Here is a 25718-nt window from a genome sequence, read left to right on the forward strand (position 1 = left end):
TGACGGAGCCAAAAACCATGCCCAGCTGGCAGTCTTATCTGGTCAACCCGCTGTTGCGCATCTTCGTCAAGCGCAAGCTGGCGCGATCCTTCACGCCGCAGCAGGCGCGGGCCGCCTTTGGCCGGCGCCCGCCGCAAGCGGTGCCGGGTGTGATCTTTACTGCGGCGCAGGAGGGCGGCGTGCCGGGCGAATGGGCGCGCCAGCCGGGCCATGCCGGGCGGGTGATGCTGTATCTGCACGGGGGCGGTTATTTTGCCTGCTCGCCGGCCACGCACCGGCCGATCACCGGCGGCTTCGCCCGGCTGGGCTTCTCGGTCTTCGCCCCGGATTACCGGCTGGCGCCGGAGCACCCGTTCCCGGCGGCGGTGGATGACGCGCTGGCCGCCTATCGCGGGCTGCTGGCGGCGCATGGGGCGCGGAGCCTGGTGGTGGCGGGGGACTCGGCTGGGGGTGGGTTGGCGCTGGCCTTGATGCTGGCGGCGCGCGAGGCCGGGCTGGAGATGCCCGCCGCCCTGGTGCTGTTCTCACCCTGGACGGATCTGGCCGCCACCGGCGCCTCGGTGAAGACCAACGCCCGGCGCGATGCCATGCTGATCGGCCATCGCATCGAGGAGGCGGCCAGCCATTATCTGGGCAAGGCTTCGGCCCGCAACCCGCTGGCCTCGCCGCTCTACGGGGATCTGCACGGCCTGCCACCGATGCTGATCCAGGTCTCGGACAGCGAGATCCTGCTGGATGATTCCACCCGCCTCGCGGCGAAGGTGCGCGCCGCCGGGGGCGAGGTGGAGCTGTCCATCTGGCCGGGGCTGCCGCATGTCTGGCAGATCAGCCAGAATTTCCTCCCCGAGGCGCGGGCTGCCCTGGTTCAGGCGGGCAGATTCGCACGATCGGCCCTTGCATCGGCCTCCGTGCCAGCTTAAAAGCCGGGCTTTCCTCGCTGCCGGTCGGGATCGGTGGCTTTTTCGTATGGAGTTTACACGGTGAAAGCTAACATTCATCCGGACTATCACGAGGTCAACATCATCATGACCGATGGGACCGAATACAAAACCCGTTCCTGCATGGGCGTCGCGGGCGAGACCCTGCGTCTGGACATCGATCCGAAGTCCCACCCGGCCTGGACCGGCGTGCAGCGCGTGATGGACACGGGCGGCCAGGTCGCGAAGTTCAACAAGCGCTTCGCTGGGATCGGCACCCGCAAGGCGTAAGCGTACTCGCGAGGAGCGCTTACGGAAAAGCCGCCCCATCGGGCGGCTTTTTTATTGGGCAAAAGTTTTTTGGTGCCGCTTTTTTTCAAAAAAGCGGCGAAAACGTCTGGGGTGGTCGCAACGGCGTTGCCACCGGCCCGAACCTTCGTGGTGACTTTTTGGAAAAAGTCCCCACACCCCCAAAAACGTCTGCAAATTTTTCAAGATGTTGTTTCAGGCCTCGGCAATCAGCCGGCCGGCCTCCGCCATGCCGAGCGCCTGCAGGCTGCGCAGCGCCGCGCTCAGCCCCTTATTGAGCTGCTGGGCGCGCCGGTTGGCGGCGGCGGAGCGCTTGGCGAAGCGCCCCAGCGCCCCGCGCAGCGTCTCTGCCAGGCGGGCGGCCTCGCTCTGTTCGGCCTCGCGCAGCTGGATAGCGGCGGCGGCGAGATTGGCGGCGCCGAGATGGCCCATCATCGTCGCGATATCCGCGAAAGACGGCGCGGCATGGTTCAGCGCCTGCTCCAGCAGCGCCGCTTCCTGGGAAATCTCGTTCGGCTTGCCGCTCAGCATCAGCTGGTCCAGCCGTTGCAGTTTGGCGCTCAGATCCTCGACCAGCGCCAGCCCATCTTGCAGAATGACGCTGATGCTCGCTTTTTCGCTGAGCAAAGGCGGCAGTTCCACCGGCCGGAATTGCCCCGAGACACTCACGAGCCGGTCTCGTTCAGCACGGTGGAGATGGCCTGGGCGAGGGTCTCCGGTGAGACATTATAGGTGCCATTGGCCAGAGCCTGACGGATGGCGGTGACGTTGGTCTGGTCGATGCCGCTGGAGGTGCGGGCGGCGGTGAGCAAGGCGGTGCCGGTCTGCGCGGCCTCGCTGAGGGTGACGCTATCCGTCTGCGCGGTTTGCGGGCTGGCGGCGGCGGTTGCCGGCTTGGCGGTCTGCACCGGCGGGGGCGCGGCGGCATCCGTGCCTTGCGGGCTGTAGGATTGGATTCGGCTGGTCATGCTGCCACCACGCTTTCGGGCTGGTTGGTCATCTCAGTGTCGAGCAGGGACAAGGCGGCGTCGAAATCCCGCAGCGCCTCCAGGCTGTTTTCCGCATTGGCGCGCAGCAGGGTGAAGCGCAAGGCGGCATAGATGGTCATCAAGGCCGGGCCGAGCGTGCTGCCCTCCTGCGTATCCAGCACGCCGCTGAGCAGGGTCAGCAGCTCATCCGCGCGGGCAATCATCAGCGCCTTGGTGGGCTGGTCGGCTTCCTCGATGGCCAGGCGCGCCCGGCGGCCATATTGGCGCAGCGCCCGCCAGCCGGGCCGCAGCCAATGGATGCCGGGCGGGCCGTCAAACATCGCCGCGCGGTAGGTGATATTGATTGCATCCATGCTCATCTCATTCATGGTTTAGCCCGAGCTCGAAGAATTATTGCCGAGGAAAATACTGAGATAGGCCTGGGTGACGCTGGCGGAGCTGGCCGAGGTTTCGGCGGCGGTATATTGTTTCTGCAGCTCGGTGATGGTGGCGGAAGCCTGTTTGCTGATCAGGGTGATCTGCTGCTGGATCGAATTGATCGCATCGTTCAGCGAGGAGGTTTGCGCGCTAATGAAGCCGGTGATGCTGCTGGCGCCGGTGGCGCTGGAGGCGGCGGCGCCGATGGCGCCCGTGGTGAGATTGTCGAGGCTGGTATAGAGCTTTGAAACCAGCGTCTGCACTGCGGACGGGTTCTTGCTGAAGGCGGAGGAGAAGGCGGTGCTGCTGAAGCTCACCGTGCCGGCGCTGGTCAGGGTCAGCCCGATCGCCGCGGCGCTCAACCCGCTGGATTCCAGCGAGCTGACCGCGTTCATCAGCTGGTTTTTCAGATTGGCGGCGGAGAAATTGCCAAGCAGTACGCCGGATTTCGCGGAGCCGGAGGAGGCGGCAGTGCTGCTGGCGGTGCCGACATATTTGGTCTCGGCGCTGATCGCGGACAAGGCGGTGTTGAGGCTGTTGGCGACATCGAGCACGCTGCCCGACAAGGCGGTGGGCGACGAGCTGACCGAAACGCTGGCATTGCCGGAGCCGGCGAGGGAAATGGTGACGCCGGCGATGGCGCTGCCCAGGCTGTTGCTGGCGCTGGTGATGGGGATGCCGTTAAGGCTGAGGCTGGCATTCACCGCGCTCTGCGCCTTGATCTCGCTGCCCGGGCTGGCGCTGCTATAGGCGAATTGCGCCAGCGCGCCGGTGCCGGAGACGGAAAAGGCGGCACTGGCGCCGGTGGCGCTGCTGTTGAACACCAGCCGCGCCCCGGCCGAGGTGCTGAGCACCGAGGCCTGCACCCCGCCATGCTGCTTGTTGACGGCGGCGGCGATGTCATTGAGCGTCATGCTGCCGGAGCCGAGCGAAATCGTCTCGCTCTTGCCGCTGGCCAGGGTGAAGGCCAGCTGCCCGGCACCGCCCGAGAGCGTGGCATTGGATGAGCCGAGCAGGCCGGAATACAGCTCCTGCCCTTTGGCGAGGCTGATGCTGGTGAGATTATAGGTGCCGGTGGCGGCGGTGGCATTGGCGGTGGCGGTGGCGACCAGCGTGTTGTTACTGGTGGCGGCGCGCGCATTGATGGTGGAAATGTTCTGGATGTGAACCAGACTGTCCGAGAGGCTGGAAATCGCCCCGCTGATGCTGCCCCAGGCGGAGATCAGCGCCTTGTCCGCGGCAACCTGGGTGCCGAGCGACGTGATCGGCGCTTCCAGCCTTTTGGTGACGGCGGAGATATTGCTGTTGATCGCGGCGGAGCTGAGCGAGGAGACGGTCGACATCGTTCACCTTCATGGCCGGGTTGAAACGGAATTGGCCGGGGCAATTTGCCCCGGCCAGGTTAACCAATCGATTACGGCAGCAGGGAGAGATAGCTCTGCTGCAGCTGGGTCGAGTTCTTGAGCGCCGCCACGCCGGACTGCGCCTGGATCGTCGCCTGCGTCAGCTTGTTCGCCACCTGCGGGATGTTGGCATCCTGCACGACGCTGAGCGCGGTGGTGACGTTGGTGGCGGTGGTGTTCAGATTATTGATGTTGGCGGTGAGGCGCTGCTGCACCGCACCCAGCTGGCCGCCCTGATTATTGAGGCCGGCCAGAGCATATTTGATGACGTTGATGGCATTGTTGGCGCCGGTGGTGGTGCCGACATTGATGCTGGCGAGCGAGGTGAGCGAGGCGGCGCCAGCCAGCTTCGCGGACCCGCTGACGCTGAAGGCGGCGCTGGACTGGAACTGCACCTGGCCTTGCTGCAGATCATTCGCGACGATGGCGGCCGCCGTGCCGGTCGTGGTCTTCAGCGAGCCGCTCGCGGCCGCCGTGGTGCCGACGGTCTTGAACACGATATTCTGACCATTCAGCTGCTTCAGGTTCAGCTTGCCGCTGGCGCTGGAGGCGACGATGCCGCTGGTGCTGGTCTGCTGGTTGATCTGCGAGACGACGCCCGAAAGGCTGGAGGCGTTTACCGAGATCGCCCCGCCGATCACCGTGCCCGCGGCACCGGCGGCGGAAGAGGCCTCGATCGAGAATTTCAGCCCCTTGGAGCCGAACGTGGTGGCATAGGTATAGTTATTGCTGGCCTGGGCCTGCACACCGGTCTTGCCGGCGATGTTGGTGGCTGCGGCTGCAATGTTGGCGGCGGATTCGCTCTTCGTGGTCGAGAAGGTGCCGGAGCCGCCGGTGGGGCCGTTCACCGTCACCGTCGAGCTGCCGAAGGCGCCGGTTGCCGCGGCGTTCACGGCCGCCGAGGAGGTGCCGCCGAAGGTGGAGGTGCCGGCGCCGGCGAAGGCGGTCCCGGCCGCCGTGGCGTACATGCCGATATTGCTGGCGGAGGTGTTGCCGATCGACAGATTCAGCGTCTGGCCTTCATTCGCGCCGACCTGGAACTGCACGCCGGAGAACGTACCATCCAGAAGATTGATGTTGTTGAACTGAGTCTGCGAGGAGATGGTGGTGACCTGGCTGGTCAGCTGCCCGACCAGGGTTTGCAGCGATTGCGACTCAGCCGCCGTCTGCGTGCCGTTGGCGGCCTGCACGGCGATGGAGTTGAGCTGCTGCACGATGCCGATCTGCTGGCCGATGGCGCTCTGCGCCGTCTGCAGCAGGGAGACGCCCTGGTTGGCGTTGGAGGTCGCCTGGGTCAGGCCGTTGAGCTGGGAGGTGAAACCCTGCGCGGTGATATAGCCCGCCGGATTGTCAGCCGGAGAGTTGATCGACATGCCGCTGGCCAGCTGGCTCTGCAGCGAATTATTCGTCTGCGAGGTGGCGGCGATGGAGTTGAGCGCCGACAGCGCCCCGGTATTGGTGAGGATGGATCCGATGGCGGACATTAGGCAAAAGCTCCTTGGTTATGGTTGCCGTACCTATTCATTCGCGCGGGACCCGAAAAGTTTGCATGCAGGCAATGAAAGAATCTTGCTGATTCAGGCAGAAAAAAATCTAAATCTATTAGTCAAATATTTACTATTTTAGGCTTGATAAAATGGCATAAAAAATAACGCATGGTTAGTTTATCGCATGCCCTCAGTTCAGGTGCAGCGAGACGCCTTGGGCGGTCACCTCGGCGGAAAAGCGCCGGCCGCTTTTCGGGTTGGTCAGCAGAATCGTATCGCCGAGATGGCCGGGCTGGTCGGCCGTTGCATCCAGCGCCAGCTCCACCCCGCCGCTATAGACATGCACGCTCACCGTCTGCCCGGCTTTCACCAGCAAGGGCGTTTGCAGCACATCCTGGGTGATGACCATGCCGGCGGCGATCGACATCACCGCGCTGTCACCCTCGATCTCGGTTGGATCGGTGAAGATTTGCCGGCCGGCGAAGGCCTGCACCGGCAAAGCGCGGCGGACGAGATCCGCCGCGCCGAGCGTGGCGCCGGCGGCGATCGGCCGCGCCGCGACCACCACCTCCTCGCTCTGCGCCACGGTGACGGTGACATACAGCGTCCAGCGCGCGGCGGGGCATTGCACTTCGGCCTGTTCATAAGGCGCCACCCCGCTGAGGCTGACCGCGAGCGGCGAAGCGCAGGCCGGCATGGCGCGCGCCCCGGCGGTGCTGCCGAGGCTGATCTGCGCCCCCGGTGGCGCCAAGGCCTGCGCGGCCTGCAGCACGGCCTGGCGCAATGACGTCTCGTCCTGCGTCGGGCCGGGGGCGGCGTGGCCGGCGCGCGGTAGGGCGAGCGCCAGACCCGCCAGACCCGCCAGCAGGGCGGCGCGTGTCACGCCGCCTGCTCCGCCGTGTTGGCCAGGCGGGCCATGGCGGGCGCGGCCCAGCCGGGCGGGGAGTCTTCCAGCGCGGGCAGCGCCAGGGCGGCGGCGCGGGCCTTGGCGCCGGCGCGCAGCGTCACCGGCAGGTCGCGCGTCGCCGCGCGCAAAGCGTTCAGCCAATCCCCCTTGCGGTTGGGCAGCGCCTGCGCGCCCAGCGTCTCCGGCATGTCCAGCCGCCGGTCCACCAGCAGCCGGCAGCCGGCGGCCGCGCCCAGCAGCAGGGGGTAATGATCGTGATGCGTCTCCGACGCCACCGGGCGCAGCATGATCTGCGGCCCCACCGTGGCCAAAGCTTGCGCCCAGCTTTGCTCGTTGGCCTGCGCCCCCAGCCGCGCGAAGGCTTTCGGGTAAGGATGGTCCGGCCGCTCCACGATCACCCAGGAGATTTCCTCCAGCGTCGCCTCGATCAGCTCCTGCATCCAGAGCGGGGCGATACCCTCATCGATCCACAGCACGCGCGGATTGGTGTTGAGCCCGGTGCCGCTCTCGAAATGACGCCAGAAGCGCCGGGAGAGCGCCGGGCGCCAGAGCGTCACCGGGATCGGCGCCGGGGTCAGCTGGCGCAGATGCGCGACCAGCTGCGGCGAGGTGGCGTAAATCTCGCGCGCCGCCGCCAGGGCGGGCTGCGCCTCCGGCGCCGGCAGCGCGGTATAGAGGGCGGTATAATCAGGGCTGTAAGGCTGCGCCGGCTGCTGCGGATTGATCCGCACCCATGTGTGCGTGCCGCGCCGGCCGAGATCCGCCGCGCCGGGCAAGCCGGGGGCCCAATCCGCGTCCAGCCTCCCGGTATGGCGCAGGGCGCGGGCGGCGTTGAGCGCGGGCTCGGCGGGTTCGCCGGTCAGCAGCAGGCTGGCCGGGTCCGCCGGGCTGGCGCGCACCAGCCCGGTCTGCAATTCCGCCGCCAGCAGATCGCCATGCAGCGACAAGGCCGGGTGGTGATACGGATCCGCCCAGGGCAGCGCCCGCGCCGCGGCGCCGCCTTCGCGGAACCGGTGGGTGGCATCCGGCGCCTGCGTGCCGGCTGGCATCACCAGGCTGACATCCGGCGTCCAGACCAGGCGGTGCCCGGCGGCGCGCAGCTGGGCGCAGAGATCGATCCATAGCGCATCCCCTTCCAGCCCGGTCTCGACATGACAGGCGGCCAGCGCCGCGCGGCGCGCCAGCAGCCCGGGCGGGGTGATGGCGCTGGCCTCCTGGTCCACCAGCAGCCAGCCGCCGGGGCCCGGGTCCATCACCCCATGCCCCGCCCCCAGCCGGGCATCCGCGCCGATCACGATCGGCCCCAGCACCTCGCCTTGCCGCCCATCCGCGCTGGTCGGCGTGATCATCCGCGCCGCCACCGCCGCCACGCCGGGGTCGGCCAGCCGGGCGCGCAGCCCTTCCAGCCAATACGGGGTGATCTCCAGCATCCGCGCATCCAGCACCGCCACCAGCGCGGTGGGGGCCAGCGCCAGCGCCTGGGCCAGCGCGGCGCCGGGGTTGTCGGCGAGGCTGGCCAGCACCTGGCCCTGCAGCTCGGCGCCGCGCCGCGCCACCTCGCCCAGGTACGTCCCCACCGGGCTCTCGCGTTCCGTGGCGACGAGGATCACCGGGCCGCTCAGCGCCGGGCCGGAGAACAGCCCGGTCATCCATTGGTCCAGCCGGGGAATCTCCACCCCGTCGCAGAGCATGATCAGGCTGGTGCCGGGATCCTGGGTGAGACGGACATGGTGGAACAACCCCATATGCTGGCGGTTCTGCACCTCCGCCGCCAGCCCGGCGCCGGCCAGATGCGCGCTCAGCGCCTCGGCGGCGCGGGCGCAGAAAATCTGCGGCGCGATATCGTCGCGCTTTGCCCCGGGCTGACGGATGAAGATCGCTTCCGGCAGCCGCTCCACCCGCGCCCCGCGGGCCGCGAAGCGCAGTTGCACATCATATTCCTCGGCCCCGGCGCGGCGCTCGTCAAAGCCGCCGGCCGCCTGCAGCGCCTCCCCCTGGTACCAGACCCAGTCCCCCAGATAGGCTGCCTGACGCAGCCGGGTGACATCCCAGCCCGGCTTCTGCCGGATCCAGGCGCCTTCCGCGCGCGGCACGATCTCGTCGGAATAGAGCAGATCCGCCTGGCTTTGCGCCGCCAGCAGCGCCATGCGCAGGCAGCCATCCGGGGTGATCATGTCGCCGGCATTCAGGATCGCGACATAATCCGCGCTCCGCGCCGCATCGTTGAGGGCGGCGCAGAGGGCACGGGTCATCGCTTCCGGCGCGTCCGCGACGGTGATGGTTTCGATTCCCGGCAGGCTCAGCGCATCGGCGGCGAGCACCTTGATGAGTGCGGGCGGCGCCCATTGCGCGCGCAAGCTCTCCAGGCTCTGCGTCACCGCCGGCGCCTGCCCGGCGGGGGCGGCGAGCAGCACGGTCAGGCGCGGCAATGCCCCAATTTGATTTTGGATCGCCAGCAGCCGGGCTTTCGCCGCCTCGTCCGTGCGTTCGCTGGGGCGGGGCATTGCGGTGGCGTCGCGCGGCGCCTCCGCCGCCATCGCGGCGCCGCCGAAGGCCGGCAGCGCGCGCGCCCGGCTGGCCCCGATTTCGCTGAGAAACCCAACCAGGTCAGCGGTTTCCTCGGTCAGCTCATCCCACAGCCCCGGGTCGAAATGCCGCGCCTGGATCGCCGCCCATGTCGCCTCCACCAGCCGGCGCAGCGGCTGGCTCAGCCCCTCGCTCGGCAGGTTTTCCGAGCGGTTGAGCTGGCCGTTGAGATGCGCGCAGGCGGCCCGCAGGTCGCGCTTGAAAGTCAGCCCCAGCTCGGCGCCGATGCGGCGCAGCTGCGCCTGCGGGTCCGCCAGCAGCTCCTGATAGGTGAGCCAGGTGCGCGGCAGATGCCGGGCCTGGCGTTCCGCGTCCGTCGCGTAGCTGAGCCAGAGCAGCAGCGCATGGGCGCGGGTGAGGCCGTTCTTGCGCGCCTGGCTGGACGCCGCCGCCCAGGGGTCGCGGAAAATATGCACCACATGCGGGCTGTGCCCGGCCTGCCGGGCGGCGCGCTCATAAAGTGGCAAGGTCCGGCACAGATGCGGATGTTTCAGCCCCCAGAGCCGTTCGCGCGGGGGAAAGCGCCGGCGCAAAATCTCATCCAGCCGGGCGGTGAAGCTGGCCATGTCCGGCCGCTCCGCCCAGCCGGCGGGCAGGCTGCGCACATCCGTCCAATCCACGCCCAGCCGGTTGAAGAGATCGACATCGAGCTGGATCAGTTCCGGGATTTCATAGAAGCCAAGCGGGTTATGCTCGTTGGCATCGGCATCGTTGTAGAATTTGACGCCGGCCTTTTCCAGCGTGCCGGAAAGGGCCGAGGTGCCGCTGCGGTAATAGCCGACGATGAAGATCGCATCCGACATTTTGGGGACTCGCTTTCAGAGATAGCTGAACAGGCTCAGGCTTTGCGCGCTGGCGAAGCTTTTCATCGCCGCCTGCATGGCGGTCATCGTCTGTTCCAGCGTGGTGATGGCGGCGGGCATGTTGACCCCGGTGGCGCTGTTGACGGCTGCCTGCGCCGCGGTCTGCTGGGTGGTATCGCCGGTCGAGGCATTGGCGAGGGCTTGCAGCGTCACCCCGTTCTGCGCCTGCGCGGTGGTCACGGATTGCTGATATTGCGCCAGCGTGCCGAGGCTTTGATTCAGAATCTGCCGGGTCTGCGCCACCTGCGCCGGGGTGGAGGTGGTGCTGGCCAGGGTCGAGGCGATTTGTTGCAGCAGCGCGAAGGCGGTTTGCGGCCGCGCCGGCGCGATGGTGAAGCTGTCCCCGTTCGCCGGCTGGCCGGTGATCTCATAATTCACCCCGGCCAGCTGCAGGCTGGTCTGGCCGGTGCCGTTGCTGACCAGCGTGCCGGTGGCCAAGCTGCTGCCGCCCTGCGTCGCGCTATAGGTGGTGGCGCCCGTCGCGGAGACCGCGAAGCTGACCGTGATCGAGGCGCTGCCCTGCTGGAAGGCGTTGGCGGCGCCGGCATTCACCAGCCCTTGCTGCAGGATCTCCCCGGTGCCGGTATTGGCGCTGGCGGCACTGACATACGAGATGCCGTCCCCGCTCAAGGCGGAGGTGAAAACCTGGCCATTGACCAGCGTGTTCGCCGTCTGCCCGGTGCTGATGCTGGCCTGGCTCTGCCCGCCATCGCCATAATAGGAGATGGTGCCGCTGGCATTGGGCTGGAACGGGGCCAGCGTGCTGCGCGAGCCGCCGAACAGATAATTCCCGTTCGGCCCGACACTATTGCCCAGCGCCAGCAATTGCAGCCCGGCACTTTGCACCTGCGAGGCCAGCGCCCCGAGATTCTGTGTGCTGGTGCTGCCGTTCAGCGCCTGCAGCATGATCGATTGCACATTATCCAGCAGCGTGTTGGTGGCGCTGTAAGCGTTGTTGGCGGCGCCGAGCTGGGTCTGGATCGAGGCCTGGGCGGTATTGTCGTTATTGAGCCGGCTGATCTGATCCGTGGCCAGCGCCGCGGTTTCATAGGCGGCCGGATTCTGTGAGGGCGTCTGCACCGCCTGGCCGGTGGAAATCTGCTGCTGCAGCGTGTTTATCTGCGCTTCCTGGGCGCTCAGATTGGCGATGAAATTGCTGTAGAAGGCGGTATTCATGGCGGATTCCCTTCAGATCAACGGGGCGGCGGGGCGATGGGGCTGGTTGCGCGCGGCGCGCTCCAGGGCGGCGCGCAGCGCCTGGGCGCGGCTTTGGTCGAGCCGCGCGCGCAGCCGCTCGCGCTTGGCGCGCTGGATGGCCAGCGCGGTGGCGGCCTCGTTCACCCGCTCCCGCGCCGTGGCGAGGCTGGCGGCCAGCTGCAGCGCGGCATCCTGGGCGCGCAGGCTGAACAGCCCGGCGCGCTGCGCCTCGGCGGCGGCGATCACGGCGCCGTCTCGCCAGCCCGCCGTCAGCCGCGCCTGATAGGCCGCCAGCACCTGGCTTTGCCCTTCCAGATGCCGCATCGCGTGCAGGGCCTGGCTCAGCGCCGCCTCCAGGGCGCGCTCCTCGGCGGCGGCCAGCAGATCCAGCTTTTCCAGTGTGCCGAGCTTCATGGCGCCTCTCCGAACACGGCGCGCAGCCGCGCCAGCGCCTCATCCAACCCGACCGGCATTTCCGCCTCCTGGCGCAGCAGCGCTTCCATCGCCGGGGCGCGCTGCAACGCTTCGTCCAGCAGCGCGTCGCGTCCGGGCGCATAGACACCGAGATCGATAATGTCCTGCTTTTCCGCCCTTCGTGCCCACAGCCCGCGAAACCGCGCGGCGAGGCGCAGATGCTCGGGCGAAACCAGGCTCGGCATCGGCCGCGAGAGCGAGGCGGCAACATCGATGGGCGGATAGATCGCCGCCTCCGCCATGGCGCGGGAGAGCACGATATGCCCGTCCAGGATCGCCCGCGCGGTATCCGCCACCGGATCGCCGACATGGTCGTCCCCCTCCACCAGCACGGTATGGATGGCGGTGATCGAGCCCTGGCCCGGCCCGCCGGTGCCGGCGCGCTCCGCATAGGCGGAGAGGGCGCCGAACACCGAGGGCGGATAGCCGCGCGTCGCCGGCGGCTCGCCCGCCGCCAGGCCGATTTCGCGCAGCGCCATCGCCAGCCGGGTCAGGCTGTCCACCAGCAGCAGCACATGCTGCCCTTGCGCCCGCAGCGACTCGGCAATGGCGGCGGCGCGAAACGCGCCATGGGCGCGGGCCAAAGCGGTATCATCCGCCGGAGAGGCGATGACGACGCTGCGCGCCAGCGCCTCGCCCAGATGATCCTCGATGAATTCCCGGATTTCCCGGCCGCGCTCGCCGATCATCGCCAGCACCACCGCATCCGCGCGCGCATGCCGGGCGATCATCCCGAGCAACGTGGTTTTGCCCACGCCCGAGCCCGCAAACAGCCCGATGCGCATGCCCCGCCCGAGCGTGGTCAGCGCGTTGAGGGTGGCCACCCCGGTATCGAACGGGGTTTCGATCCGCGCGCGCTGCATCGGGTTGATGGTCTGGCCGCGCATCGGCCAGGGTGTTTCCAGCAGCGGCGGCGCCGTGCCATCCAAAGGCTGGCCGCGCGCATCCAGTATCCGGCCGAGCAAAGCCGGCCCGGTCATCACCGCCAGCGGCCCCGCCTCCACCCGCGCGCGGGCGCCGCGCAGAATGCCGCGCGGCCCCTGCTCGGCCATCGCCAGCAGGCTGTCGCGGTCAAAGCCAATAATTTCCGCGCTCGCCTCGCCATCTTGCTGCTCGATCAGGCAACGCGCCCCCACCGGCGCTTCCAGCCCGCCCAGCCGCAGCACCTCGCCGCTGGCCTGCAGCACCCGGCCATAGCGATGGATGGTGGGCTGCGCCAAGGCATGGCGCAGCCGCGCCTGGGTGCGCTCCCGGATGCTGTCCAGCGCGATCATGCGCCCGCCTCGCCCGGCAAGGCCAACGCCGCGCGCAAGGCCGTGAAGCGTTGTTCCAGCCGCGCATCCCACTGCGTGGCGGCGGCCCCGTCCTCGCCGATCAGCTCGGCCAGGGCGCCGCCGGGGGGGATGCTGTCATCCGCCACCAGCTCGGTCCCGGCGGCTTCGGGGAGGTTGGCCACCCCGTCGAAATCCAAAGGATTGAGCCGCAGACGCAATTTTTGCCCCGGCGCCATGCCGGCGGCGGCCTCCCGCAGCAAGCTTTCGACCAGCCCGGCCAGCTCGGCGCGCGCCTGGCCGCTTTCCCCGCCTGCGATATGGCGGGCGAGCAGGAACCCCATTTCCAGCACCAGCCCGGCCAGCTCCTGCTCTTTCTGCGCCAAGGGCGCCGCCAGCTGCGCCCCGGCCTGGTGCAAGGCGGCCAAGGCCTGGGCCAGCTGCGCGCGTTCGGCCGCCAGCGCCGCCTGCGCCTCTGCCAGCCCCGCCGCCTTGGCTTCGGCCAGGGCGCCCTCCCGCAGCTTGGCGATCTCTTGCCGCACCCGGCGCTGCAGCTCCGCCTCCTGGGCCGCGCGGTCCGCCGTTTCCTGCGCCAGCACGGTCTGTATGAAGGCCGCCTTGCGCGCGCGTGAGGGCACCACGAAGCTCATGGATCAGCCCCGCCCTGGTCGGGGCCGCGCGCATCGGCGATCAACAGCCTCAGCCCTTGGCCGGTCAGTTTCAGCAGCGGGCCGAGCAGCGCCAGCCCAGCGCGGGTCAGCAGCGCCACCGCCAGCGCCCCCAGCCCCCACGCGCCGACCAGCCCGGGATTGGCGAAGCTTCCCGGCTCATGCGTCGCCGCCCAAGAGGTCATCGCCGCCAGGCTGAGCCAGACCGGGCTGAACAGCTTGCTGGCTTTCGGGGGTTTCGCTTTGGCCATGGGCTTTACCCTTTGCCCGCGCCGGGAGCCGGGCCGGCGCCGGGAATTGTGCCGAGGCTGGGCGCGGCGCCGGTATCGCCGGCCGGGTCCGGCGCATGCACCACCACCACCACGCGCCGGTTCTGCGCGCGCCCGGCATCGTTCGCATTGCTGGCCACCGGCGAGAACTCGCCGAACCCCTCCGCCGCCAGCGCGTTGCCCGGCACGCCATTGGCGGCGAACAGCGACACCACGGCGACCGCGCGCTCCGCCGAGAGCGACCAGTTGGAGGGAAACTGCGCCGTGGAGATCGGCTGGTTATCCGTATAGCCCTCGACGGTGACGCGAAATCCAGGAGGCAGATGGGTCAGTCCGGTGCCGACCTTGGCCAACAGGCTGGCGGCGGCGGGTTTCAGCGTCGCGGCGCCGGAATCGAACAGCACCGAGGCATCGAGCTGGATGGTCAGCGTCAGCGGCGTGCTGGTCATGCTGACCTCATGCGCATCCGTCATCGGCTGAAAGACCTTTTGCAATTGCATTTGCAGCGCCTGCAGGGCTTTCATTTCTGCATCGAGCTGCTTGGTCATGCTCTGCGGCAGTTTCGTGGCGGCGCGTGGCGGTGCCTCGATCCTTTGCGGAATCGGCGAGACATTATGCTGCAACACCCCGCGCGACCCCGAGGGCGGCTCCACGATCGCCGGTGGATTGCCATGAAATGCCTGGATGAAGGCCATGGCGATCTCGTCTTCCTTGTGATGATTGCGGGTGGAGGAGGCATAAAGCACCACGAAGGTCGCCAGTAGCAGCGTCACCAGATCCGCATAGGAGATCACCCAGCGCTCGTGATTGGCGTGGCCTTCCTCTTTCTTCTTTTTCGGGGGCAGCAGCGCCATGGTCAGGCCGCCTGCGAGGCGCCGTCCGGCGCCGCTTCCGTGGTCTCGTCTTTCGCCTTAGCCTTGCTTTTCTCCTCATGGAGGAAATTCTTCAGCGTCTGGCGAATGATGATGCCGGGCTTGCCCTCCGCCAGCAGGATGAACCCTTGAATGACGACCACACGCTCCTGCGCCAGCTCCTTGCTGATCGCCTTCAGCCGCGCCCCCAGCGGCAGCGCGATCAGATTGGCGAAGCCGACACCATAGACGGTGGCGATAAAGGCGGTGGCGATGCCAGCGCCCAGCAACTCCGGATGGTTCAGCTCCATCATCACATGGATCAGCCCCATCACCGCGCCCATGACGCCGACAGTGGGGGAATAGCCGCCGATCGCCTCCCAGAAATGCCCAGGCAGTTCCTGGGCATGATCCTTCTGCTCGGCGGCGGCGGTCAGCATCGCGGCGAATTCCTCGGGCGGGGTGTTGTCCACGATCATCTGTAGGCCCTGGCGCTGAAAATCGTCGGCGATGTTCGGAATTTCCGCCTCCAGCGCCAGCGTGCCGGCGGCGCGGGCCTTGGCCGACCATTCCGCCACCTGTTCGATATAAGCGTGCAGATCGATCCGCGGCGGCTTGGCAATCCACATCACCGCCTTGAAACATTTTCCGAACGCGCCAAAGCCGAATTGCAGCGCGCAGGCGGACGCGGAGCCGCACATCACGATGATGAAGGCGGTGAGATTGAGCAGCGAGCCGATCGGCACATGATCCGACAGCGCGCCACCAACGACGACGAGAATGCCGAGAAACAGCGTGACGAGGTTGATCAAGGCATGGTCTCTCCGCTTTGAGCCGCATTCATGTGGGTGCCCAGCAGCTCCAGCGCGCGCTTGCGCAGCCGCGAGGCATAGCCCTCGCTGATATCCAACACCGCCGCGATTTCCCGATTATTAAGGTCGTTGTAAAAATGCAGCGCCAGGATGCGATATTCCAATTCCGGTAAGGTTTTCAGTGCCGCCACCAGCAGCGTGTAATTGTCGGTCCGCGCGAGCAGGGAGAGCGGGTCCACCTGGCCGTAGGAATCCTCCTGCACGGTGTTTTCCATCACCTCCGGCGCCAGCACCGCCTCGTCGCGCCGGCGCGCCCCTTCGCGGCGCAGCCCATCGATCATCGCGCCTTTGATCCGCCGCGACGCGAAGGCCTGAAATGCCACGCCATGCGACGGATCGAAGCGCTGCGAGGCTTCCATCATCCCCACCGCGCCCCATTGCAGCATCTCGTCCAGATCCGCCCAGGGCATGCGGGCTTTCAGCAGCAGCGCCATGCGCTTGATCCAGTCGCCGTACAGTGAGGTCAGGGCTTTATGGTCGGGCGGGCTCTGGTCAGGCATGGGCGGGGGCGGGCTCCGCGGTATGCACCACCTGCAGCTTCATCGTTTCGGGAATTTCCTCCAGCGCGATCACCGGGATCACCCCGTTCAGGCATTTCGCCACGGCGCGGCGCATCGGCCCTTGCACCACCAGCACCGGCTTGGCGCCGCGCGCGCGCATCGCCTTCGCCGCCTGCTCCCCGGCCTGGCGCAGATGGGTGGCGATCTCCGCCTCCACCTCGCTTGCCCCCTCGCGCGCGCTGCGCAGGGATTTGCTGACCAGCTCCTCAAGCTTCGGCTGCAGCACCGCCACCCGCAAGGCCGGCTCCGGCCCGGTGAACTGGCTGACGATGAAACGCCCGATCCGCAACCGGACCGAGGCGAGCAATTTTTCCGGGTCCTTCTGGCCGCTATCGCTGCCTTCCACCAGGGCTTCGGCAATGCGCTCGAAATCGCGCACCGGCACCTCTTCGGCGAGCAGCCCCTGGCAGACCTGGCGGACCAGCCCGACGGACAGCCCCGCCCGCAAATCCTCAGCCAGGCGCGGCGTGGTTTCCGCCAGCCGGGTCATCAGCCCTTCCACCTGCGGGCGGCCCAGCAGCTCGGCGCCATAGCGCTTCAGCACCTCGGCGAAATGGGTGGCGATGGCGCTGGCCGCGTCCACCACCGTGTAGCCCAGCTCCTCCGCCTGCGGGATCGCGCCATGCGGGATCCACACCGCATTCTGGCCGAAGGCCGGGTCCTTCACCGCGCGGCCGGTGGTGAGTTTCTCCACCACCATCGGGCCTTCAATGGCGAGCCACTGGCTGGGCCAGGCCTCGCCGCCGGCAATCGCCGCGCCGCGCAATGTGAAGCGATAGCTATGCGCCGGCAGCTCGGCGGAATCACGAATATGCACGGCGGGCACCAGAAACCCCATGGCGCGGCCATAACGCTGGCGCACGGCGGTGAGCCGGCCGAGCAGCTTGCCCTCGCCCGCCCCCACCATCGGCGCCAGGGCAAAGCCGATATTCATGCCCAGCGGGTCAACGCCGGAGACATCGGTGAGGCTGTCCGGCTTGACCTCCGGCTTGGCATCCTCGCTCTGCTTGGCGCCGGGCTGGTCGGCGGCGTCGTCCGGCGCGGCGCGGGAGAGCCGCCAGGCGGCGAGCCCCAGCGCGCCGCCCAGCAGCAGAAACGGGATATGCGCCATTTGCGGCACCAGCCCGATCGCCGTGGTGATCACCGCCGCGATCGCCAGCGCCTGCGGATATTTTGACAGCTGGGATTTGATCTGCCCGCCAATATCCTCGCCGGTGGCGACACGGGTGACGACCAGACCGGCGGCGACCGAGATGGTGAGCGAGGGGATCTGCGCCGCCAGCCCATCGCCCACGGTCAGCAGCGTGTAGGTGCGCGCGGCATCGCCGATCGGCAGCCCATATTGCAGCGTGCCGATGACCAGCCCGCCCAGCATATTGATGACCAGGATGATCATCGCCGCCACCACATCGCCGCGCACGAATTTCGAGGCGCCGTCCATGGCGCCGAAGAAATCCGCTTCCCGGCGGAGCATGTCGCGCCGGCGCTCGGCCGCTTGCGCGGAGAGGATGCCGGCATTGATCTCGGCATCGATCGCCATCTGCCGCCCGGGCAGACTATCCAGCATGAAACGCGCCGAAACCTCCGCCACGCGCGAGGCGCCCTTGGTGACGACGACGAAATTGATGATGATGAGAATGACGAAGATGATGCCGCCGACAACATAATTGCCGCCGACCGCGAATTGCCCGAAGGCCTCGATCACATGCCCCGCCGCCCCCGGCCCGGTATAGCCGTTGAGCAGAATCGCCCGCGCGGTGGCGACATTCAGCGCCAGCCGCATCAAGGTGGTGGCGAGCAGGATGGAGGGGAAGGAGGAGAACTCCGCCGGCGAGCCGATATAGAGCGAGGCCCCGAGAATCACCAACCCCGCTGAAATATTCAGCGCGAACAGAAACGAGATCGCGGCCGGCGGCAGCGGCACCGCGAGCATCACCAGCACCATCAGAATGATGGCGGGGCCGGAGAGCTGGCTCGGGCTCAACAGCCCGGGGCGCGGCGCGGCGCTGGCCTCAGCCATGCAGCAATCCCGGAATCGCGTGGAACAAAGCGGTGCTGTAGCGTTCGATGCCACCCAGCATCAGCGTGCCGCCGGCGCTGATCAGCGCCGCCAGCCCGCCCAGCTTCAACACGAACGGGATTGAGGCTTCGCGCACCTGGGTCGCGGTTTGCACCAGCCCGACCGCCAGCCCGATGACCAGCATCAGCAGCAGTACCGGCCCGGCCAGTTCCGCGAAGGCCAGCCAGGCGCCGCTATTCACGCTGGCCGCATTCATGGCGCCGGCTCCTCCTCAGCGGGCACGTCCTCGGTCAGGGCGGTCACGCGCACGCCGTAGCGGTCATTCGCCACCGCCACCACCTCGCCATAAGCGAGCTTCTGGCCGTTCGCGTAAATCGCCAAAGGTTCGCCGATCATCTGGTCCAGCTGCAAAATCTGCCCGTGGCGCAGCGCGCGCAGATCCTTCACGGTGATGTGGGTGCGGCCCAGTTCCACCGTCACCGCCACCTGCACCCGGTCCAGCACCGCCTTGGCGGTAATTGCCGGCGCGCCGCCGGCGCGCGCCTGCAGCCGTTCCAGTTCGACCCGCTCGGTCTCGGCGAGTTTCTCCGCCCCGGTGACGCGTTCTGTCTGCTCGCTCATTTCACTCTCCTCCTCATCTGATTCGGCGCGCACCCGGCAGCAGACATAACCGTCCTGCTGGCCATAATCGGCCAGGAACAGATCCACCCCGCCGGAGACCGCCACCGCATGCGGCCACAGCGTGAAGGGCAGCACGTCGCCCGCCTGCAGCGCCTGAAACACCGCCAGCGGCACCTCCGCCCGGGCCAGCTCGAAGCTCAGCGCCAGCCTGGTGGTATTGGCCAGCAGCTCGATGCCGCTGGTCCAGTTCTGGTCCGGTCCGCGCCCGCCCAGCAGGCCGGACTGGGTGGCGATTTTCGCCTCCAGCGTTTCGAAGGCGGAGTAGGGAACGATGACGCGGATGGTGCCCGACCCCAGCTCGGTCTCGAAAATGCCGGTGACGGCGATCATCCAATCCTGCCCATCGGCGATGGCGAGCATGCCGGTGGCGTTCTCATAAGCCAGGGCCTCCAGCTGCATCGGCACCACCGGCGCGAAGGTGTCGGTGATGGTGGCGAAGGCGAGGTCGATCATTTGCTTGCCCACGCGCGTCTCCAGCGCGGAAAGCTCGTAACGCTCGAACGGATGCGCGGCGGTGGCGCCGCACATCGCATCCACCATCGCGCCGATCAGATCGCCATCGATCGCCAGCAGCATCCGCCCGCGCAACGGGGTGAGTTCGGAGATGCCCGCCAGCATCACCTCCGGCAAAGCGGACATGGCGGATTCATGCGAGATCACATTCTGGATGCAGGAGAGAACCTGCACCGAATGGCGCATGCGCTGGAACAAAGCGAAGGCGATCTGGCGCATGAACCGGTCCGCCAGCGTCTCCATGAGAATGGAGCGCAGCAGCGGGGCGCGCATCGGGTCGAGCAGATCGAGCAGCTCGACATCGGCGTTTTCGTCAAGCATAGGCGCTCAGGCCGCTCGCCGGCGGGTTGTCGCTGCTGGGCTGCGGGGCGCTGGCCTGCTGTTGCGGGGCGCGTTGCTGGTGCTGCCCGCTCTGCCCGCCGCTTTGCGCGAATTGGCCGCCCACCTGCGCTTGGCCCAGCGTGAGGCCGGATTGCGCCATGGCGCCGGACAGGCCGGGCAGGGCGGATTGCAGCGCCTGCGCCGCATCCGCGGTGCTGGGCACGAACAGTAAATTCACCTGCCCCTGCGCCCCCAGCCCGACCTGCACGGAGAGATGGCCAAGCCCCGGCGGATCCAGCCGCAGCACCGCGCCGCTTTGCCCGGCCTGGTGCAGGGCGGTGACGGTGGCGGCCAGGGCGGTGGCGCTGCCGGCGGCCAGAACCGGGCTGGCGCTGGCGTGGCTGGTGGTTGCCGCCATGATGTTTGCCGCCATAGTGGCGGGCTGGATGCCGGGGGCGGCCATTGGCAGGGCGGAGGCAGGCCCCAAGACGCTGTTGCTGGACGCGGAGGCGGCATTTTGCGCGTGCGGGGCGGGGCTGGTGATGGCAGCCGTGGCGGCCGCCTCCCTGACCGCCAGCAAGGCGGCCGTGCTCGCCGGGGCAGAGCCAGGCGCGGACGCGGAGGCCGCGCCAGGATCGGATTTTGCTGGACCTGATTTTGCTGGTGCGGCGCTGGCGGCGCGGGGCGTCACGGCGGAAGGCACGGGACCGGCCGTGCCAGAGCCAGGCTGCGGGGCAGCCGGTGCAATGTTTTTTGCCGTGGTCGCGTCGCCGGTGGCGGCTGGCGCGAGGCTGGCGCCCGGTGCCTTGGCGGCCGGCTTGGCGTCCTTGCCGTCGCTGATGAGGGGAGGCGCGCTCGCGCTGGCCATAACGGGCGAGGCCGCCCCGCCGTTCCCTTGCGCGGGGGGCTCAGCCGAAGCGGCTTTGGCGCTCATGCCGGTGCCGATGCTGGCGCTGGTGCTGGTATGGAGGCCGACGCCGGCGATGGCCTTGGCGCTGCCCTTCCCGCTGGCCGGTTCATCCGTGCTGGAGGGCTGCACGCCATGCCGCGTATCAATCGCGGCGGCTTTGTCCGGCAGCCCGATGGCGGAAGGTTCATCCATGCTGGAGGGCGTCACGCCATGTCGCGTACCGATCGCGCTTGTGCTGTCCTGCGGGCTGGTGGCGGCTGCCACGGCGGCGGATGGCTGCTGCGCCGCTGGATCAGCCAGCGGGATTGTGAGCGGCGCCACCGCATCCTGGCGCGCCGCTTTCCGGGGGCTTAGCGGGCTGGCCTCGTTTGCCGCCTGCGCGTCTTGCGGCGCGCGCGCGCGCGCCGCTTTGGGCTTGGCAGGCGCGGCGTTGGCGGCCGGGAGGGGCAGAGCGGCGCGGGGCAGCGCGGGCGTGGCAGCGGCGTTGCTGGGCGCGGCGGCGTCGGACGCGGCGGCGTCGGGCGCGCCGGTGCCCGCTGACGGTGCCTCCATGTCCTGCTGCGCCGCCTGCAGGCTCTGCGCCCAGGCCGCTTGATCCGCCGCCCCCGGGCTGTTGGGGGGGGGCGCGCTCGCCTTCGTCACCGAGATCGGCGCGGTCATCGGCATCACAGTATCGCCCATCACACCATCTCCTCGGTGGCGCTGATGGTGATGCGGCCCTCGGCGGCCAGGCGCAGCGCCGCATCGACAATCTCGCTCTGCGCCGCCAGCGCGTCCGAACGGCGGATCGGCGGGCCGCCGCTCAGCTCCTCCTTCAGCACCTCGGTCTGCCGCGCGGAGAGATTGGTGAAGAACCGGTCGCGCAGATCCTGCTCGACCAGCCGCAGCGCCGGGGCCAGCTTGTCCGCCGGCACCTCGCGCAGCAGCAGCTGCAGATTGCGGTCGGTCAGCTTGCCGAGATCGACGAAGGTGAAGAGATTTTCGCGGATCTTCTCGGCGGTCTTGCTGTCGCGCTGGTCGATCGCGGCGAGCACGGTGTCGGACATGGCCGAGGGGAAATGGTTGAGAATCTCCGCCGTCTGCTTCGCGCCGCCGAGATTGGTGACGCGCCGCCCGCCGGTGCCGGTCTGCATCGCCAGCTCCTCCAGCATGTCCCGCAGCTCCTTCACCACGCTGGGCGAGACGACATCGAGATTGGAAAACCGATACAGCGCCTCCGCCGCCAGCGGCTCGGGCAGGTAGGTCAGCAGATTGGCCCCCATATCATGCGGAATATGCGCCAGCAGCAGCGCGATGGTCTGCGGGCGCTCATGCATCATCTGCATCGCCAGCGTCCGCGCATCGGTATTTGGCGGCAGCTGGAAGCTGGAGCGCCGGTCATTACGGCGCAGCCGGTCCAGAATCTCCTTCGCCTGCGGTTCGCCCAGCGCATTCACCAGCACCCGGCTGAGAAATTTGATGCTGTCGCCGCCGATGCTGGTGATGCCAAGATCCGAGGCGAAGGACAGCATGATGTCCTCGCGGAGCTGCGCATTGACGCCTTTGAGATTAGACATCGCCACCGAAATTCGGCCGACGGTCAGCTCGTCCATCTCCTTCATCACCGCGGCGGCGGTTTCCTCGCCCAGCTCGCGCAGCACCAGCGCGGCGCGCTCGGGCCCGGTCAGGCCGTTTGTCAGTGCAAGATCCGTGCTTTGTTCAGTCATTTTCTTCAGCCCAGCTTTGCAGGAGCCGCGCGACGCCCGGTATGTTTTCCGCCGCCTGGTCGCGCAGCTCGGTGAAATCGCGCGGCGGCACCACCACCGGCAGCGGCCGCTGCGGTAGCGGCGCGGGCGCTGGCGGCGGGATCAGCGTTTTCAGATTGACATTGGCCAGGCGCCGCCCCGCCGGCAGCGCCAGCCCGAACAGCAGCGCCAGCGCTGCCACCACCTCCAGCAGCGCATGCGCCACCGGATTGGCCGCCGCCGCCAGCGGTGCCGCCGCAAGCCCACCGCTCGGCTTCTGGAAGGGCGAGGCCAGCACATTCACGCTGACATTCGGATAGGCGAAGCCGGCGGCGATCGCGGCCTTCACCTGCTCGGTGGTCAAGCCCTTCGGCAGCGCCGCCTGGTTCAGCACCACGGATACGGCGAGCCCCTTCACCGCCCAATCCGGCTTGGTGATATCCGCCTGGGTCTGGTCATTGACGAAGCTCTGATCGAGATCGTCGCTGCTTTTGCTGGGCAGCGTCGGCTTGCTGGCGGGCGCGCCGCTCGTGCCGGGGGCGGCGCTGGCCGTGGTGTTCGCGCTCGCATTGGCGCTGGGCGCGGCGGCCCCGGCGCTGGTCTGCCCCGGCGGCTCGTTGGAGAGCGCGCCGGGAATGCCGATGGCGCTGTTATCCGGCCCGGTCTGGGTGCTCTGCTTGCTGTCCGAATGCGCCACGAGATGGGTGGGCCCGTAGCTGGTCTGCTCGATATGGGTGCGGGTGAAATCCAGCTGGGCGGACACGTCGGTTTGAAAATTCCCTGCCCCCACCAAGGGGATCAGCAGCCCGGCGACACGCGCCGCCGCCCCGGCCTCGACCTGTGAGACGGTGGCGAATTGCGCCCCGGTGGTCAGGCTGTCGGAGGGGGGATAGAGCGTGGTGCCCGCGGTGGTGACCACGGTGACGCCCGTCTCCTCCAGGCCCGGCACCGCGCCGGCGACCAGCCGGGCGATCGCCTCGGCCTGGCTGGCGGCCTGGCCGGGATCGGCATCCAGCACCACCGAGGCGGCGGGCTTGGGCTGGTCCGCCAGAAACGGCGTTTCCGGTGGCAGCGCCAGGAACACTTGCGCGCTGCGAATGCCGGCCAGCTGCTGGATGGATTGTTGCAAGGAGAGTTCCAGCGCCTGGGTCGCCATCGCGCTCTGGGCGCGGTCGGACGTCGTCATCGGCGCGGTTTCAAGCTGGGTCCAGGCGGCTTGCGTGTTCGAGCCCGGCACCTGCGCCGCGCCCAGCTGCAGCCGCGCCTGCGCCAGCTGCGGGGCGGGCACCAGAATCACGTTGCCGGCGGCCTGCAACTGATAGGGAATGCCGAGCTTCTGCAGCTGCGCGATCACCTTGCCGCCATCCGCCGGCGAAAGCCCCTCGCTCAACACCGCATAAGGCGGCCCGGACAGTTCCAGCCAGGCGACGATGCCGAGCGAAAGCAGCACCACGCCGCCCGCCGCCCAAAGCAGCTTCGGCAGCCTGGCCGCCGCCGCCCGCCCCCGCGCCAACATGTCGCGCGCCCGCTCCATCGATCAGAACTGCATGTTCATCACCGCCTGATAGGCGGAGACAATTTCATTGCGGACCGCCACGGTGGCGTTCCAGGCCACATCCGCCCGGTCGCTCGCCACCAGCGCCTTGCCCAGGGTGGCGCCCGGAAGCCCGGCGCTGTAGCCGGCCTCCGCCGCCGTGGCCGCCTGCTGGCTGGCGCTGACATGTTGCAGCGCGTCCGAAACCAGGGACAGAAAATGCCCGGGCTGCGGTGCGGTCGCGGCCGACGCGCGCGCGCCGGCGGCCACGCCCTGCCCCAGAATCGTTGAGATCATCAAACAGCTCCTTTATGGACCGAGGATAAAAGCGGGAGAGGCGCGGGGCGGGATCGCCCGCGCCGCCTCAGCGCGACCGCCGCCCGCGCCGGGGAAATTTATTTTCGGAAATCAGGAAAACTTTGCTCATGCCGCACGATTAAATCCGTACGCCTAATCAATTCTTAAAATCGGCGCGGGCGATTTTTCTTGTCGCTTTAACCGCCTCTCAACACTTCCCAGCCATTCTGTCGCGACCCTGCGCAAATATAGCTGATTGGAGCGCCGTTCTCATGCCGATTATTCTTGTTCTCGACGATTCCGCCACAATGGTGATGAGTCTGTCACATATCCTGAAAGGAGCGGGTTATGAGGTCGAGACCGGCATGAACGGGCGCGAGGGAATCACCAAGCTGAGCGGGGGGTTGAAGCCGGCGGCGATCCTGACGGATCTGAACATGCCGGAGCTGGATGGCATCGGCTTCATCAAGGAAGCCCGCAAGATCGCTTCCGCGCGCTTCACGCCGATCATCGTGCTGACAACGGAATCAGGCGGGCGCAAGCGCGACGAGGCGCGGGCCGCCGGGGCCTCGGGCTGGCTGACCAAGCCGGCGGAGCCGAACCAGCTTTTATCCGTCGTCAAGCAGCTTTGCCCGGTAAAATAAAGGAGATCAGACATGAGCGGGATGGCTGAGGCAAATGAAAAGCTGGTCTGTGCCATCCTGGCCGAGCAGGTTGCGCATTTACGCGACAAGATGGATGCGAGCGACGCGTTTGATCTGCTTTGGCGGACCTCGGCCTTGCTGTCCTGGCTGTCCGGATTGCTGGCCGATATTAATCGGCAATCGCCGCAGGCCAGCCCGGTGGTGGAGCGCGAACGCAATGAGGCGATCAGCGAGATCGCCGAAATCCGCCGCAAGCTGGACCATCTCGCCTTTGTCGAGGCGCAGCGGCAGGATTTCGCCAAGCAGATCGCCGATTGCGTGATTGTGGCGCTGGAGCGCATGTCCGATGCGCAGATGCCCCCGGGCACGCATTTTGCCTCCGCGGATCTTGCGGCGCTTTATGTGAGCGAGGATCAGCGCCGGCTGCATGAGGAGGTGTTGCAACGCTTGAAAGGGCAAGCGGCCTGAACCAGAAAAAAGTGCCTCCGGGCACTTTTTTTTGCCAAGATCCGCGCCGCCAGGAAATCTGGCGCCATGGAATTCGAATATAGGGATGGATACAGGACAGGCAGGATCCGGCCTGTTTTTACCATTTCTTCATCCCACCCGGATAGATCTCTTCCTGAAGCCCGAATGGGGCGGCAAATGCCGTGATCCCGTCGGCGGAATGAAGGAAGCTGATGATGCAGGCAGGATTTCTGGATTTCTATGGCGCCGTGCTGAATGTCCGGCAGGAGCGCGCGGATCTCATCGCCAATAATGTCGCCAATGCGGATACGCCGAATTACAAGGCGGTCGATATCTCCTTTGACTCTGCCCTGGCCAGCAGCCTGGGCGCAGGCGAGGGGCAGGATGCCGGCGCGCAATATCGCATGGATGGCGTGGTCGGGCTGAGTGGCAATGATGTCTCGCTCGATAATGAACGTATCGAGGCCGTGCAGAATGGCGAACAGATGCAGGCCGCCGCGACGTTCCTGCATCAATCCACCACGGCGCTGGTTACCGCGCTGCGTCCCAATCCCAGCGGCAATTAA

The 25718-nt window shown here is 67.7% G+C and carries 27 protein-coding genes; 5 read left to right on the plus strand and 22 right to left on the minus strand.

Going from position 1 to position 25718, the window contains the following annotated elements; genetic code table 11:
* Positions 1-17 precede the first annotated feature (17 nt).
* Positions 18-920 carry an alpha/beta hydrolase gene (locus T331_RS0104925; RefSeq protein ID WP_026439242.1) on the plus strand — a complete coding sequence of 301 codons (903 nt, stop codon included), beginning with the start codon at positions 18-20 and terminating at the stop codon, positions 918-920.
* Between the two features lie 60 nt (positions 921-980).
* Positions 981-1208, plus strand: a complete 228-nt coding sequence (gene rpmE / locus T331_RS0104930) for a 50S ribosomal protein L31 (protein WP_008494016.1) — start codon at positions 981-983, stop codon at positions 1206-1208.
* A gap of 213 nt (positions 1209-1421) precedes the next feature.
* On the opposite strand, the gene T331_RS0104935 is transcribed toward rpmE, so the two are convergent.
* The 22 genes from T331_RS0104935 to T331_RS17360 all read right to left on the minus strand — a co-directional run bounded on the left by T331_RS0104935 (position 1422) and on the right by T331_RS17360 (position 24040).
* A complete protein-coding gene (locus tag T331_RS0104935) occupies positions 1422-1895 on the minus strand; it encodes a hypothetical protein (RefSeq protein WP_008494017.1) in 474 nt (157 codons plus the stop codon).
* On the minus strand, positions 1892-2194 hold the full coding sequence (gene flgM, locus T331_RS17345) for a flagellar biosynthesis anti-sigma factor FlgM (RefSeq protein WP_008494018.1): 303 nt from the start codon (positions 2192-2194) through the stop codon (positions 1892-1894). Before flgM ends, T331_RS0104935 begins: the two co-directional genes overlap by 4 nt.
* Positions 2191-2568, minus strand: a complete 378-nt coding sequence (locus T331_RS0104945) for a flagellar protein FliS (RefSeq protein WP_144052725.1) — start codon at positions 2566-2568, stop codon at positions 2191-2193. The genes flgM and T331_RS0104945 overlap by 4 nt, the downstream gene beginning before the upstream one ends.
* Before the next feature lie 18 nt (positions 2569-2586).
* Positions 2587-3975, minus strand: a complete 1389-nt coding sequence (gene fliD / locus T331_RS0104950) for a flagellar filament capping protein FliD (protein ID WP_026439244.1) — start codon at positions 3973-3975, stop codon at positions 2587-2589.
* Positions 3976-4046: 71 nt separating this feature from the next.
* On the minus strand, positions 4047-5519 hold the full coding sequence (locus T331_RS0104955) for a flagellin N-terminal helical domain-containing protein (protein WP_026439245.1): 1473 nt from the start codon (positions 5517-5519) through the stop codon (positions 4047-4049).
* A 193-nt stretch (positions 5520-5712) separates the two neighbouring features.
* Positions 5713-6405 carry a flagellar basal body P-ring formation chaperone FlgA gene (gene flgA, locus T331_RS0104960; protein ID WP_026439246.1) on the minus strand — a complete coding sequence of 231 codons (693 nt, stop codon included), beginning with the start codon at positions 6403-6405 and terminating at the stop codon, positions 5713-5715.
* On the minus strand, positions 6402-9818 hold the full coding sequence (locus T331_RS0104965; protein WP_026439247.1) for a sulfotransferase: 3417 nt from the start codon (positions 9816-9818) through the stop codon (positions 6402-6404). The genes flgA and T331_RS0104965 overlap by 4 nt, the downstream gene beginning before the upstream one ends.
* A gap of 15 nt (positions 9819-9833) precedes the next feature.
* Positions 9834-11054 (minus strand): flagellar hook-associated protein FlgL, encoded by a 1221-nt coding sequence (flgL, locus tag T331_RS0104970; RefSeq protein WP_008494025.1) that lies wholly within the window; start codon positions 11052-11054, stop codon positions 9834-9836.
* Between the two features lie 12 nt (positions 11055-11066).
* Positions 11067-11489, minus strand: a complete 423-nt coding sequence (locus T331_RS0104975) for a hypothetical protein (protein ID WP_026439248.1) — start codon at positions 11487-11489, stop codon at positions 11067-11069.
* Positions 11486-12823: a FliI/YscN family ATPase gene (locus T331_RS0104980; RefSeq protein ID WP_026439249.1), complete on the minus strand. Its 1338-nt coding sequence runs from the start codon at positions 12821-12823 to the stop codon at positions 11486-11488. The genes T331_RS0104975 and T331_RS0104980 overlap by 4 nt, the downstream gene beginning before the upstream one ends.
* Positions 12820-13470: a FliH/SctL family protein gene (locus T331_RS0104985; RefSeq protein ID WP_026439250.1), complete on the minus strand. Its 651-nt coding sequence runs from the start codon at positions 13468-13470 to the stop codon at positions 12820-12822. The genes T331_RS0104980 and T331_RS0104985 overlap by 4 nt, the downstream gene beginning before the upstream one ends.
* Complete coding sequence (locus T331_RS0104990) at positions 13467-13739, minus strand: hypothetical protein (RefSeq protein WP_026439251.1); 273 nt, start codon at positions 13737-13739, stop codon at positions 13467-13469. Before T331_RS0104990 ends, T331_RS0104985 begins: the two co-directional genes overlap by 4 nt.
* Positions 13740-13744: 5 nt before the next feature.
* The gene (locus T331_RS17350; protein ID WP_008494030.1) at positions 13745-14611 is read right to left on the minus strand and encodes a flagellar motor protein MotB; all 867 of its coding nucleotides are present in this window, start codon (positions 14609-14611) and stop codon (positions 13745-13747) included.
* 2 nt (positions 14612-14613) lie between these two features.
* Positions 14614-15420 (minus strand): flagellar motor protein, encoded by an 807-nt coding sequence (locus T331_RS17355; protein ID WP_008494031.1) that lies wholly within the window; start codon positions 15418-15420, stop codon positions 14614-14616.
* Complete coding sequence (locus T331_RS0105005) at positions 15417-15980, minus strand: sigma-70 family RNA polymerase sigma factor (protein WP_008494032.1); 564 nt, start codon at positions 15978-15980, stop codon at positions 15417-15419. Before T331_RS0105005 ends, T331_RS17355 begins: the two co-directional genes overlap by 4 nt.
* A complete protein-coding gene (locus T331_RS0105010; protein WP_051622159.1) occupies positions 15973-18060 on the minus strand; it encodes a flagellar biosynthesis protein FlhA in 2088 nt (695 codons plus the stop codon). Before T331_RS0105010 ends, T331_RS0105005 begins: the two co-directional genes overlap by 8 nt.
* Positions 18053-18316 (minus strand): flagellar biosynthetic protein FliQ, encoded by a 264-nt coding sequence (locus T331_RS0105015; protein WP_051622161.1) that lies wholly within the window; start codon positions 18314-18316, stop codon positions 18053-18055. Before T331_RS0105015 ends, T331_RS0105010 begins: the two co-directional genes overlap by 8 nt.
* Entirely contained in the window at positions 18313-19575 is a 1263-nt protein-coding gene (locus T331_RS0105020; protein ID WP_026439254.1) for a FliM/FliN family flagellar motor switch protein, read from the minus strand. Before T331_RS0105020 ends, T331_RS0105015 begins: the two co-directional genes overlap by 4 nt.
* A complete protein-coding gene (locus T331_RS20525) occupies positions 19568-21166 on the minus strand; it encodes a flagellar hook-length control protein FliK (protein ID WP_026439255.1) in 1599 nt (532 codons plus the stop codon). Before T331_RS20525 ends, T331_RS0105020 begins: the two co-directional genes overlap by 8 nt.
* Complete coding sequence (locus tag T331_RS0105030) at positions 21166-22191, minus strand: flagellar motor switch protein FliG (protein WP_026439256.1); 1026 nt, start codon at positions 22189-22191, stop codon at positions 21166-21168. Before T331_RS0105030 ends, T331_RS20525 begins: the two co-directional genes overlap by 1 nt.
* Positions 22184-23725 carry a flagellar basal-body MS-ring/collar protein FliF gene (gene fliF / locus T331_RS0105035; protein ID WP_162173877.1) on the minus strand — a complete coding sequence of 514 codons (1542 nt, stop codon included), beginning with the start codon at positions 23723-23725 and terminating at the stop codon, positions 22184-22186. The genes T331_RS0105030 and fliF overlap by 8 nt, the downstream gene beginning before the upstream one ends.
* 21 nt (positions 23726-23746) lie before the next feature.
* On the minus strand, positions 23747-24040 hold the full coding sequence (locus tag T331_RS17360; protein WP_008494042.1) for a flagellar hook-basal body complex protein FliE: 294 nt from the start codon (positions 24038-24040) through the stop codon (positions 23747-23749).
* Between the two features lie 272 nt (positions 24041-24312).
* Between T331_RS17360 and T331_RS0105045 the strand changes: the two genes are divergently transcribed.
* The 3 genes from T331_RS0105045 to T331_RS19040 all read left to right on the plus strand — a co-directional run bounded on the left by T331_RS0105045 (position 24313) and on the right by T331_RS19040 (position 25718).
* Positions 24313-24684 carry a response regulator gene (locus tag T331_RS0105045; RefSeq protein ID WP_008494043.1) on the plus strand — a complete coding sequence of 124 codons (372 nt, stop codon included), beginning with the start codon at positions 24313-24315 and terminating at the stop codon, positions 24682-24684.
* Between the two features lie 12 nt (positions 24685-24696).
* The gene (locus T331_RS0105050; protein ID WP_026439258.1) at positions 24697-25152 is read left to right on the plus strand and encodes a hypothetical protein; all 456 of its coding nucleotides are present in this window, start codon (positions 24697-24699) and stop codon (positions 25150-25152) included.
* Positions 25153-25367: 215 nt separating this feature from the next.
* Positions 25368-25718, plus strand: coding sequence for a flagellar basal body rod protein FlgB (locus tag T331_RS19040; RefSeq protein WP_244876891.1), 351 nt, complete (start codon positions 25368-25370; stop codon positions 25716-25718).

It is taken from the genome of Acidocella facilis ATCC 35904 (assembly GCF_000687875.1).
Taxonomy (GTDB): domain Bacteria; phylum Pseudomonadota; class Alphaproteobacteria; order Acetobacterales; family Acetobacteraceae; genus Acidocella; species Acidocella facilis.